This window comes from Flavobacterium magnesitis (genome assembly GCF_041729735.1).
GTDB lineage: Bacteria > Bacteroidota > Bacteroidia > Flavobacteriales > Flavobacteriaceae > Flavobacterium > Flavobacterium magnesitis.
Genome location: NZ_JBCFQK010000001.1, coordinates 100,341 through 112,737 on the forward strand (window position 1 = coordinate 100,341; position 12,397 = coordinate 112,737).

Below are 12,397 nucleotides of genomic sequence, written 5' to 3' on the forward strand. Positions count from 1 at the left end.
TGACCATAATTAGTTTTTAATGAAATTTTTCGTCAGTTCTGTTCGAATAATTTTCGAAAGAAAATAGAATAACAACTTCAGTTATTGACAAACAAAATGCAAAACATGAAAAAAATCTTCATTACCACATTTTTAGTAAGTGCCATTAGCAGCTGTTTGCAAGCTCAAAACAAGGATTTGAAAATAAACCAAATTCAAGTTATAGGCTCGCACAACAGTTACCGACAAGCAATTGAAACTGATTTATACAATACCATTCAAGCTAAAGCTCCAAACCGTTCTTTACAAGGTTTAGAATACAATCATATTAATATTACCGAACAGTTAAACATGGGATTACGAAATTTAGAAATTGATATTTATGTAGATACCAAAGGTGGGAAATATGCCCACCCAAAAGGATTAGATATTGCTAAATCAACCCAAGCTTATGATCCAACTGGAATAATGAAAAGACCTGGATTCAAAGTTTTTCACATGCCTGATATTGATTTTAGATCCTCTTGTTTGACTTTTTCAATTTGTTTACAAGAACTTAAAAAATGGTCTGATGCTAATCCCGATCATGTTCCTGTTTTTATCACTTTAGAACCAAAAGATGGAGAAGCATCTTTTTTAGGAACTAAACCAGAAGATTTTACTGCTACACAATTTGATGCTATGGATGCTATCATTCGTCAAGAATTAGGCGATGATAAACTAATAACACCCGACAGGGTTAGAGGAAAATATGCAACACTTGAAGAAGCTGTGCTGCATAATAATTGGCCAAGTCTAAAAGAAGCTCAAGGAAAATTTTTATTCATTTTAGACAACAATGGAGCAAAAAGAGATTTGTATATCTTAAATCATCCATCACTAAAAGGACGTGCCATTTTTGTTAATGCTGAACCTGGAACAGCTGAAGCAGCTACTTTATTTAAAAATAATCCTGAAGACGCAAGCATTCCTGATTTAATCAAAAAAGGGTATCTTGTTCGCACTCGAGCGGATGCAGATACTAAAGAAGCTCGAAATAATGATTACTCCCATTTTGAAGATGCAAAAAAATCAGGGGCACAAATCATCACAACCGATTATTATTTACCAAGTAAATTTTTCGAATCTACTTATCACATTAAATTTGATGATTCTACTTATGTTCGAGAAAATCCCGTAAATGGAAAATAATATTTTCTTTTATTTTGAAACCTGAAGTAATAATGTTTCGGTTTTCTTATTTCAAAAACTCTCTAAAATTATCAGCAGTCACAATGGTAAAACTTCCCGTATAATTATCTAAAAAAGGCTTGGGTAACTTAGCTTTTTTGACTTTCCATTTAATTTCAAAAGCATTTACTTCATCAGCGACTACCTCCACATAATCTACTTCTTGCTGCTGAGTAGTTCGCCAAAAATAGGGCTTGGCATTTCTGTTTTCATAACTTAATAATTTCATTCTTTCAGAAATTAAAAAATTTTCCCAAAGCGCTCCTTTGTCTTGCCTAAATTCTAAAAAATTAAAATTTCCTATCAACATATTGCGAACACCATTGTCATAAAAATAGATTTTTTTATTCGCTTTTATTTCATTTCGATGATTGCGACTAAAGCTGTTCAATCTAAAAATAACGAAACTTTTTTCAAGTAAATCAATATAATTACTTACTGTGTTTTTATCGACACCAACTAATTGTGCTATTTCATTATAACTCACCTCACTCCCAATTTGAAAAGCCAATGCCTGCAAAATTTTCTCTAAAACTTCCGATTTACGAATACCAGCCAAACTCAAAATATCTTTATATAAATAACTTGATACTAAATTTTTCAGAATTTCATATTCGTTCCCTAAATTATTGATAACATCAGGATACATACCATACAACAACCGTATTTCTAATTGCTGTTGCGCTTTCATATATCCTACATTTTTTTCAAATTCGTTCCAGGAAATCGGGTACAGATGGTATTCAAATTTTCTACCCGTAAGCGGTTCCTGAGTAACATGATTAATATCAAAAGCTGATGAACCACTCACAATAACCTGAACATCTTTGATTTGATCTACAATAATTTTCAATTTTAAACCAATATTCGGAATGCGTTGTACCTCGTCGATAAAGACATATTTATAATCACCAATAATATTCTTAAGCGTTTCAGTATTAGCATTTGATAACGTTTCTACTACAACAGAATCATCTCCATCAAGAAACAAAAAAGGGATTCCATTTAACAGACTTTGAATCATAGTTGTTTTTCCCACTTGACGTGGTCCAACAAGTACAATTACCTTTCCTTTATTGAGTCTTTCTGCTATATTTGATATTAAAAACCTGTCTATCATCTCTTTGATTTTGAACAAAAATACAAAAAAATATTTCTATTCACCAATTTAAGGTGTTATTCAGTGATTATATTCACCAATTTAAGGTATTTTTTGGTGATTACATTCACCAATATTAATGTTTTAAACCAAAACTAGTAACAACCACCACAAAATAGGTACGCTTTCTACCCAAAAAGAAGTATAATATTTAGAGCGTTTTTCATTGGCGAAAACCAAAAATAAAGCTACTACAATTGCAATTCCAAAAATCAACAGCAATGATACTAACGAATATTGAATATTGCTATTTAAAAATTCAAATGCACAAAAAAACATCAATAAAAGGTATCCCAGATTTTTTGTCCACTTCACCCCTATTTGCTGTGGAACTGTTTTTAAATGCGGATCATCATTAGCCAAATCAATAATTTCAAAAATAAGTATCAGGACAAAAACGAGTATAAATCGCTGAATACATTTGATAAAAAAATCAAGGTTTAAGTTGTAATGTGCATCTACCAAAGGTAACAACACCGTTACTCCCACCCAACACAAGGAAACCATATAAATTTTTACTCCCGCCCAATTTCTGGCATTCTTTCGATTAGGAAAAAAAGGAAGTGTATATAAAAGAGTCAAAATTAAAACTCCAACAGCAACCAATTGGGTAATTAACTGTAATTTGAAAAAATAAAAACCAACAGCCAAAAACGAAAAAAAACTCAAAACAGCGATCATTTTCAATTCGTTGCGCATCATTCTTTTTTTGGCTCTAGCCAAAGCATCGTATTTTACAAAATTATAACCTACAATTGTTCCGAAAAAAGCAAAAAGTGCAATAGGTTCATCATACGGAATTCCAAACATAAATTGGGTCATTCGTACCAAAGCATACACCGACAAAGCGACGTGAATACTGGATTTAAGATAAAAATCAAAAAGGGCTTGAATACGAATCATCTAACAAAATTAATCATTTGAGAATAATATTTATAAATTCATTTTGTTCAAATAAAATGAATCCTAAAAAACAATGATTTAAAACGGAATTATGTTTATTTTTGCGCCACGAAAAATACAACCTTTTTTATATCTACATGAAATGAGCATGATCTTAAATTTGTTGTCGAAACAAATGAAGATTATGCGAATTCCATTTTCCGATTAAAAACAGATATTATCTACAAATGAAAACAGATGCTTTTGCTTTAAGACACATAGGTCCAGAGGAATCCGACCTACAACAGATGTTGAAAACTATTGGAGTTGATTCTATCGAACAACTCATCTATGAGACACTTCCAGATGATATTCGTCTAAAAGCACCTCTAAATTTAGATCCTGAAATGACGGAATATGAATATTTAAAACATATTACCCTTTTAGGAAATAAAAATAAAATGTTTAAAACCTACATTGGTTTAGGGTACAACCAAGCCATTGTTCCTGCGGTTATTCAAAGAAATGTATTTGAAAACCCAGGTTGGTACACCGCTTACACACCTTATCAAGCCGAAATTGCTCAAGGTCGTCTGGAAGCCATTTTGAATTTCCAAACCATGGTTATCGAATTAACCGGAATGGAAATCGCTAATGCTTCGTTACTTGACGAAGGTACAGCTGCGGCTGAAGCTATGGCATTATTGTTTGACGTAAGAACAAGAGACCAAAAGAAAGCTAATGTTTGTAAATTCTTTGTTTCTGAAGAAATTTTACCACAAACTTTATCTGTTTTACAAACCCGTTCTACACCAATTGGAGTAGAATTAGTAATAGGAAATCACGAAACTTTCGATTTTTCTACTGAATTCTTTGGAGCAATTCTTCAATATCCAGGGAAATTTGGACAAGTAAACGATTATACTGCTTTTATTGCAAAAGCTGCCGAAAACGAAATAAAAGTGGCTGTTGCTGCTGATATTTTAAGTTTAGCCAAATTAACTCCTCCAGGTGATATGGGAGCTGCAGTAGTTCTTGGAACAACACAACGTTTCGGAATTCCATTAGGTTATGGTGGACCTCACGCTGCTTATTTTGCTACTAAAGAAGAATACAAACGCAGCATGCCAGGAAGAATCATTGGTGTAACCGTTGATACTGATGGAAATCGTGCGTTGCGTATGGCATTACAAACCCGCGAACAACACATTAAACGTGACAAAGCAACTTCAAACATTTGTACAGCACAGGTTTTATTATCTGTAATGGCAAGTATGTATGCTGTTTATCACGGTCCAAGAGGATTAAAATACATTGCAAACAAAGTACATGCTTCGGCGGTAACTTTAGCAAATACTTTAGCTAAATTAGGTTTCGAACAAACCAATACTGCTTTCTTTGACACTATTGTGATACAAGCAGATGCTAAAAAAATAAGAGAAATTGCCGAAGCGAATGAAGTAAATTTCTTTTATCCAAATGAAAACAGCGTTTCTATTTCGTTGAACGAAACCATCGGTTTTGCCGATTTGAATAAAGTAGTTTCTATTTTTGCTGCTGCAAAAGAACTAGCAACAATCACAATTGATACTTTATCAGAAACCAATCATTTTCCAGAAAGTTTAGTTCGAACTTCAACATTCTTACAACACGAAGTTTTCAATAAATACCATTCAGAAACAGCATTGATGCGTTACATCAAAATGTTAGAGCGTAAAGATTTGGCTTTAAATCATTCGATGATTTCGTTAGGTTCTTGTACAATGAAATTGAATGCCGCTGCCGAAATGTTGCCATTAAGTGCTCCAAGCTGGAACAGTATTCACCCATTTGCACCTTTAGATCAAGCGCAAGGATATCAGGAAATGCTTTCTAAACTGGAAGAATACTTAAATGAAATAACTGGTTTTGCTGCAACTACTTTACAACCAAACTCTGGTGCACAAGGAGAATATGCAGGATTAATGGTAATTCAGGCATATCACCAATCAAGAAGTGATCATCATAGAAATATTGCTTTAATTCCTTCATCGGCTCACGGAACTAATCCAGCTTCGGCAGCTATGGCAGGAATGAAAGTGGTAGTTACTAAAACCTTAGAAAATGGAAATATTGACGTAGAAGATTTACGTGAACAAGCCATTTTACACAAAGACAATTTATCTTGTGTAATGATTACTTATCCATCAACTCACGGTGTTTACGAAAGTGCCATCAAAGAAATCACTAAAATCGTTCATGATAATGGCGGTCAGGTTTATATGGATGGTGCTAATATGAATGCTCAGGTTGGATTAACAAATCCAGCAACTATTGGTGCTGACGTTTGTCACTTGAACTTACACAAAACTTTCGCTATTCCTCACGGTGGTGGTGGACCTGGCGTAGGACCAATTTGTGTTGCTCCACAATTAGCTCCTTTCTTACCAACGAATCCTGTTGTTGCAACTGGTGGAGAAAATGCAATTACAGCAATTTCTGCTGCTCCTTGGGGTTCTGCTTTAGTATGTTTGATTTCTTACGGATACATCAAAATGCTTGGAGCTGAAGGATTAAAATCATCTACAGAACACGCTATTTTGAATGCCAATTATATCAAAGAGAAATTAAGCGGTCATTACGACACTTTATATTCTGGAGAAATGGGTCGTGCAGCTCACGAAATGATTTTAGAATGCCGTCCGTTTAAACAAAAAGGAATTGAAGTAACTGATATTGCAAAACGTTTGATGGATTATGGTTTCCACGCTCCAACAGTTTCTTTTCCAGTAGCTGGAACTTTAATGATTGAGCCAACAGAAAGTGAAAACTTAGAAGAATTAGATCGTTTTTGTGATGCGATGATTTCAATTAGAAAAGAAATTGAAGCTTCAGATATTGAAGACAAAAATAATGTATTGAAAAATTCTCCGCATACTTTAGCTATGTTAACGGCTGAAACCTGGAATTTCCCATACTCTAGAGAACAAGCTGCTTTCCCATTAGAATACATTTCTGAAAACAAATTCTGGCCATCAGTTCGCAGAGCTGATGATGCTTTTGGTGACAGAAATTTAGTATGCAGCTGTGCTCCTATTGAGGCATATATGGAAAGTTAATACAGTAAATTATAATTCAAAATGCCTCGTTTGTTTCTCGGGGCATTTTTTTTAACTAACAGAAAATTACGGTACTAAATATTTTTTATTCAAACAACATTCGGAAATCAAAAATTAAAAGCAGTTGATTTTAAAAATTCTTTAAAAAATATCAGTAATTTTGCCAATTGTATAGCAATTATTATTTCCTTGTTGTTTTGAAAATATTAAATTATCGCTATTTTTTTTAATGGAAAAAACCAAATGAAAATAAAAATAACTGGAACAGGAAGTTACATTCCCGAAAGAGTGATTTCTGATAAATACTTTGAACTTCATCAATTTTTAAACGAAGACGGAACTCCCATCAAGCAATCGAATGAAGTTATTATTAAAAAATTTAAAGCAATAACTGGAATCGAGGAAAGGCGTTATTCTGAAAGTCATTATAATACTTCTGACTTGGCTTTTTTAGCTTCTCAAAAAGCAATAGAAAATGCAGGAATTGATGCTGAAACTATCGATTATATCATTTTCGCACATAATTTTGGAGACGTAAAATTCGGAACTATACAATCCGATATGATCCCGAGTTTAGCCAGTCGTGTAAAACACAAATTAGGCATTAAAAATCCTAAATGTGTGGCTTACGACCTTATTTTTGGTTGTCCAGGCTGGGTTGAAGGAGTTTTGCAAGCCAATGCTTTTATCAAATCTGGTATGGCAAAACGTTGCCTGGTTATTGGTGCTGAAACACTTTCAAGAGTTGTAGACGATCATGACCGTGATTCGATGATATATTCGGATGGTGCTGGTGCCACAATCGTGGAAGCTTCTGATAACGAAACTGGAATGCTTTCTTATGAAACGGCTTCCTATACTGAAGAAGAAGCTGGATTTTTATATTATGGAAAATCATATCATCCAGGTCAGGACAGTGATACCAAATACATCAAAATGTATGGTAGAAAAATTTATGAATTTGCGTTGAGCAATGTTCCAACTGCCATGAAAAGCTGTCTGGACAAAAGCGGAATTGCTATCGAGGATGTTAAAAAAATCCTGATTCACCAAGCGAATGAAAAAATGGATGAAGCTATCATAGACCGTTTTTACAAACTATATGATAAAACTGCTCCGGCTAACATTATGCCAATGAGTATCCATGATTTAGGAAATAGTAGTGTAGCTACTGTTCCTACTCTATTCGATTTGATATTACAAGGACAAATTGAAAGCCACGAAATCAACAAAGGTGACATTCTTATTTTTGCCTCAGTAGGTGCTGGAATGAACATTAATGCTTTTGTTTACCGATACTAATTTTTAGACTCAAACTATAAATCCGCAACCTGAAAGTTATTTTTTAGTTGCGGATTTTTCTATTTATGTAGAATACAGCCACGAATTCACAAATTTTATTTAATAGATTAAAATTTGTGTGATAAAATCGAATAGAGTACGGTATTTTAAAAAATAAATTCGTGAATTTGTGGCAAAAGAATAAGATACTAACATCATAATATGCGCTAAAATTCTACAAAACAAGCCATATATCTTTGTACATTTGTGCCTGTTCTAAAAACGCTATAAACAATGTACGAAAAAACGTTTCCTAATAAAAGATTCAAACATACCTTAGATTTTTTAAAAAAGCATGTTTCAACTTCTGAAACTATTTTTGACTTAGGAGTGCCCAATCCATTTTCCAAAATTATGGAAGAAAATGGATATCAGGTAAAAAATACCAAAGGAGAGGATTTAGACAAAGACCAAACGGCTTTACAAACTGAATCCTATACTGTTTTTACTGCTTTCGAAATTTTCGAACATTTATTAAATCCTTATACCGTTTTAGAAAATGTAAAATGCGACAAATTGGTAATTTCAATTCCGCTGCGTCTTTGGTTTTCTCCAGCTTACAGAAGCAAAACCGATATGTGGGACAGACATTATCATGAATTTGAAGACTGGCAATTAGACTGGCTTTTAGAAAAAACAGGCTGGAAAATTACCGCTAGAGAAAAATTCACTCATCCTGTAAAAAAAATAGGTTTTAGACCTTTATTGCGCTATTTAACACCAAGATATTATATTGTTTTTGCGGAAAAAGCCTAAAGGCAAATCTCAAAAATGAAATTTCAAATTCCAACTTGAAACCAACTTCAATTTGGAATTTGAAATTTTAAAAAATATGGAATTTTATTCAAAAAATATGAACTACTACATAGTTATTCCTGCACATAACGAAGAAGAATTTATTTCTTTGACTTTAGAATCTTTGATTTCGCAAACACATTTACCTAAAAAAGTAGTGATTGTAAATGACAATTCTACTGATAGCACTGCCGAAATTGTGTTGGCTTTCGCCAAAGACAATCCGTTTATTACATTGGTAGAAAAAAAATCAAGTGCGATTCATTTGCCAGGAAGCAAAGTAATTCAGGCCTTCCAAAAAGGTTTTGAATCTTTAGACGAAGATTATGATGTGATTGTAAAACTCGATGCCGACTTAATTTTTCCAAATAATTATTTCGAAACAATTACCAAACATTTCAACTCCGATCCAACAATTGGAATGGTCGGCGGATTTTGCTACATAGAAAAAAATGGCGAATGGATTTTAGAAAACCTAACGGACAAAGATCATATTCGCGGTGCACTAAAAGCCTATAGAAGAGAAACTTTCGAACAAATTGGCGGTTTAAAACCTCAAATGGGTTGGGATACCGTGGACGAATTATTGTGTAAATTTTACAATTGGAAAGTAGTTACGGATGCTTCTTTGAAAGTAAAACATCTAAAACCTACTGGCGCCAATTACAATAAAACAGCACGTTACAAACAAGGAGAAGCTTTTTATACACTAGGTTACGGATTTTGGATTACTTCAATCGCTTCGGCTAAATTGTCGTTTATGAAAAAGAAACCTTTGCTGTTTTTTGATTACATTCAAGGTTTTCTAAAAGCCAAATCCGAAAAAAAACCACTTATGGTAACTCCCGAACAAGCTAAATTTATTCGCAGCTATCGTTTAAAGAAGATGAAAGAAAAACTTTTCTAAAGAAAAACTCATAATTCATACCATATAACTCATAACTAATTTCGTAAATTAGCCCATATTCAAAAAACTATGATGCTCATTCGATATTTATCGCAAGTAGGGAAATACTTCCTGATGCTCAAAGAGATTTTTAACAAGCAAACCAAATGGTCTGTAATGCGTAATCTCATTTTTAAAGAAATAGACGATTTAATCATTGATTCACTTGGTATTGTTGCGTTTATTTCATTCTTCGTTGGTGGAGTTGTTGCTATTCAAACGGCATTAAACTTAACCAATCCATTAATACCAAAATACCTTATTGGTTTTGCCACTCGTCAATCGGTAATTCTGGAATTTGCTCCTACTTTTATTTCGGTAATTATGGCTGGAAAAATGGGTTCGTTTATTACATCCAGTATTGGAACAATGCGTGTAACCGAGCAAATTGATGCTTTAGAAGTAATGGGAGTTAACTCACTAAATTATTTGGTTTTCCCTAAAATTATTGCATTACTTTTCTATCCATTTGTTATTGGAATCAGTATGTTTTTAGGAGTTCTTGGTGGCTGGATGGCAGGTGTTTACGGAGGTTTCACTTCAAGTGCCGAATTTATTAATGGAGCACAAATGCAATTTATTCCTTTTCATATTGTGTATGCTTTTATCAAAACCATCATTTTTGCTATGTTATTAGCAACAATTCCATCTTTTCACGGTTATTACATGAAAGGTGGGGCACTGGAAGTGGGTAAAGCAAGTACGGTATCTTTTGTCTGGACCTCGGTTTCCATCATACTTTTCAATTATATACTAACTCAGTTATTACTAGGATCATGATAGAAGTAAAAGACGTTGAAAAATCATTTGGAGACAGCAAAATCCTTAAAGGAATTACTACCACTTTCGAAACTGGAAAAACCAATCTTATTATTGGACAAAGTGGTTCTGGAAAAACGGTATTACTAAAAAGTTTACTTGGAATTCATCATCCTGAAGTAGGTACAATTTCTTTTGACGGACGGATTTATTCTGAATTAGATGATGATGAAAAAAGAGAATTGCGTACCGAAATTGGTATGGTTTTTCAAGGAAGTGCCTTATTTGATTCGATGACAGTAGCCGAAAACGTAGCTTTTCCTCTGAGAATGTTTACCAAAGATAATAAAGCAAAAATTAAAGAGCGTGTTGATTTTGTTCTCGAAAGAGTGGCGCTAAAAGACGCACATAATAAGTTGCCTTCTGAGATTTCGGGTGGTATGCAAAAACGTGTAGCGATAGCGAGAGCAATTGTAAACCGACCGAAATATTTATTTTGTGATGAACCCAACTCAGGTTTAGATCCTAATACTTCCATATTAATTGATAATCTTATTAAAGAAATCACCGAAGAATATGACATTACTACCGTAATTAATACGCACGATATGAACTCGGTAATGGAAATAGGTGATAATATTGTTTTCTTAAAAAATGGACTAAAAGAATGGCAAGGCACTAAAGAGAAAATTTTTGAAACTGATAACCAAGCAGTCGTTGACTTTGTTTATTCTTCTAATTTATTTAGAAAAGTACGAGAAGCACATTTGAAAGAATAGTTTTTTTATAATCCAAATACTCAAAATCCCAAATTCCAATTATTATAAAGTTGGAATTTGGGATTTATTTTTAATTGGAATTTTTTAGTAATTCCACCTCAGCGTTAGGATTGAATAAATACAAACGTCCAGAACTGATTTCTAGACACTCATAACGTTTGGTTCGAACAGCTATTTTTTTAAAAACCTTTCCATTTTTAATTCGGAAAATACTGCCGTAGGGAATTTCGAAAACGTAATTTTTATCGTTTTGGATATCAAATTGTTTTAAAGCCAATGACAAAGTAGTGTCAGTATCGCTACTCGCACTTGGGTTCCTAAAATGTCTCGCTAACAACGGTAATAATTGGTTAGGAAAAATTTCTGGACGGATATATGGAACCATTAATTGCTGGAAAGTATGTTTCCACTCATTTCCATGCGGTTTGATGTTACGACCAAATTTTTCGAAAGCTACTAAATGCGCGATTTCATGAATAAGCGTAATTAAAAAACGGTATTTATTCAAACTTCCGTTTACGGTAATTTCGTGTTTTCCATTAATCGCTTTTCGATAATCACCATGACGAGTTGCGCGTTCGTTAACAATTTTTAAATGCACACCATGTTCTACAATCAACTCAAAAACAGGTTTGACTGCGTGATCCGGAATATATTTTGCTAAAGTATCGCTCAATTAGGATTTGGAATTTAAAAAATTGGAATTTGATTCTTAAGGATTAGTCGTTGAAACTTCTAATACTTTTCCGTTAAAGTATTTATTTCCATTCAGTGTAAAATCAAAAATATAAGTGGCCATACCTTCTGCTGAAATCGGTGCTTGATAACCTGGAAAAGCTTCTTCGAGCATTTCAGTTTGTACTGATCCAAGAGCCAAAACATTAAATGCAATACCGCGTTCTTTGTATTCTTCGGCTAATAATTCCGAAAGCGTAATTACTGCTCCTTTACTTGAACTATAAGCTGCAAGTCCTGCAAATTTTAAGCTTCCTTGAATACCTCCCATAGAACTTATGGTAACTACATGGCTTCCTTTTTGCAAAAACGGAATACAAATGCGAGTTAAATTGGCAACAGCAAAAACATTTACTTTATAGACAGATTCAAAATCTGCTTGTGATAAATTTTCGAATGGTTTACAAATTAAACTTCCGGCATTGTGAATCACAGCATCAACTTTTTTCCAAGTGTCAGCAAGAAAATTTTCTACTTTTTCTAGTTCAGATTCAGTAGCCAAATCCACCGAAAGACAGCTGATGTTTTCGTGAACAATTAATTCTTGAGGTGTTTTTCTCGAAATGGCTAAAACCTGATGACCTGCATTGGCAAATTTCAAAGCCAGTTCAAATCCGATTCCTCTACTTGTTCCTGTGATAATAATATTCTTCATGCAACAAAAATAAACAAAAGCTTTAAAATAGCCGTTAGC

11 protein-coding genes are annotated in these 12,397 nt (G+C 33.5%); 7 read left to right on the top strand and 4 right to left on the bottom strand.

The features are described 5' to 3' along the window. Positions 1 to 105: 105 nt before the first annotated feature. Positions 106 to 1,170: a phosphatidylinositol-specific phospholipase C1-like protein gene (locus AAGV33_RS00515; RefSeq protein WP_373389947.1), complete on the top strand. Its 1,065-nt coding sequence runs from the start codon at positions 106 to 108 to the stop codon at positions 1,168 to 1,170. Positions 1,171 to 1,216: 46 nt separating this feature from the next. On the opposite strand, the gene AAGV33_RS00520 is transcribed toward AAGV33_RS00515, so the two are convergent. Further along, positions 1,217 to 2,329 carry an ATP-binding protein gene (locus AAGV33_RS00520; protein WP_373389948.1) on the bottom strand — a complete coding sequence of 371 codons (1,113 nt, stop codon included), beginning with the start codon at positions 2,327 to 2,329 and terminating at the stop codon, positions 1,217 to 1,219. Between the two features lie 123 nt (positions 2,330 to 2,452). Next, on the bottom strand, positions 2,453 to 3,271 hold the full coding sequence (locus AAGV33_RS00525; RefSeq protein ID WP_373389949.1) for a UbiA prenyltransferase family protein: 819 nt from the start codon (positions 3,269 to 3,271) through the stop codon (positions 2,453 to 2,455). Between the two features lie 227 nt (positions 3,272 to 3,498). Here AAGV33_RS00525 and gcvP point away from each other — a divergent pair, with 227 nt between their 5' ends. The 6 genes from gcvP to AAGV33_RS00555 all read left to right on the top strand — a co-directional run bounded on the left by gcvP (position 3,499) and on the right by AAGV33_RS00555 (position 10,968). Next, positions 3,499 to 6,348, top strand: coding sequence for an aminomethyl-transferring glycine dehydrogenase (gene gcvP, locus AAGV33_RS00530; RefSeq protein ID WP_373389950.1), 2,850 nt, complete (start codon positions 3,499 to 3,501; stop codon positions 6,346 to 6,348). Between the two features lie 243 nt (positions 6,349 to 6,591). After that, positions 6,592 to 7,650, top strand: a complete 1,059-nt coding sequence (locus tag AAGV33_RS00535; protein WP_373389951.1) for a 3-oxoacyl-ACP synthase III family protein — start codon at positions 6,592 to 6,594, stop codon at positions 7,648 to 7,650. 273 nt (positions 7,651 to 7,923) lie between these two features. Next, positions 7,924 to 8,445, top strand: coding sequence for a methyltransferase (locus AAGV33_RS00540; RefSeq protein WP_373389952.1), 522 nt, complete (start codon positions 7,924 to 7,926; stop codon positions 8,443 to 8,445). A gap of 97 nt (positions 8,446 to 8,542) precedes the next feature. Further along, positions 8,543 to 9,391 (top strand): glycosyltransferase family 2 protein, encoded by an 849-nt coding sequence (locus tag AAGV33_RS00545; RefSeq protein WP_373389953.1) that lies wholly within the window; start codon positions 8,543 to 8,545, stop codon positions 9,389 to 9,391. 69 nt (positions 9,392 to 9,460) lie between these two features. Beyond that, the gene (locus tag AAGV33_RS00550) at positions 9,461 to 10,210 is read left to right on the top strand and encodes an MlaE family ABC transporter permease (RefSeq protein WP_373389954.1); all 750 of its coding nucleotides are present in this window, start codon (positions 9,461 to 9,463) and stop codon (positions 10,208 to 10,210) included. Next, the gene (locus tag AAGV33_RS00555) at positions 10,207 to 10,968 is read left to right on the top strand and encodes an ABC transporter ATP-binding protein (protein WP_373389955.1); all 762 of its coding nucleotides are present in this window, start codon (positions 10,207 to 10,209) and stop codon (positions 10,966 to 10,968) included. The genes AAGV33_RS00550 and AAGV33_RS00555 overlap by 4 nt, the downstream gene beginning before the upstream one ends. Before the next feature lie 70 nt (positions 10,969 to 11,038). Here AAGV33_RS00555 and AAGV33_RS00560 read toward each other — a convergent pair whose 3' ends face one another. Together AAGV33_RS00560 and AAGV33_RS00565 are read right to left on the bottom strand one after the other, a co-directional pair. Continuing rightward, positions 11,039 to 11,644 carry a SprT-like domain-containing protein gene (locus AAGV33_RS00560; RefSeq protein WP_373389956.1) on the bottom strand — a complete coding sequence of 202 codons (606 nt, stop codon included), beginning with the start codon at positions 11,642 to 11,644 and terminating at the stop codon, positions 11,039 to 11,041. A gap of 36 nt (positions 11,645 to 11,680) precedes the next feature. Continuing rightward, the gene (locus AAGV33_RS00565; protein WP_373389957.1) at positions 11,681 to 12,358 is read right to left on the bottom strand and encodes an SDR family NAD(P)-dependent oxidoreductase; all 678 of its coding nucleotides are present in this window, start codon (positions 12,356 to 12,358) and stop codon (positions 11,681 to 11,683) included. Positions 12,359 to 12,397: the final 39 nt, after the last annotated feature.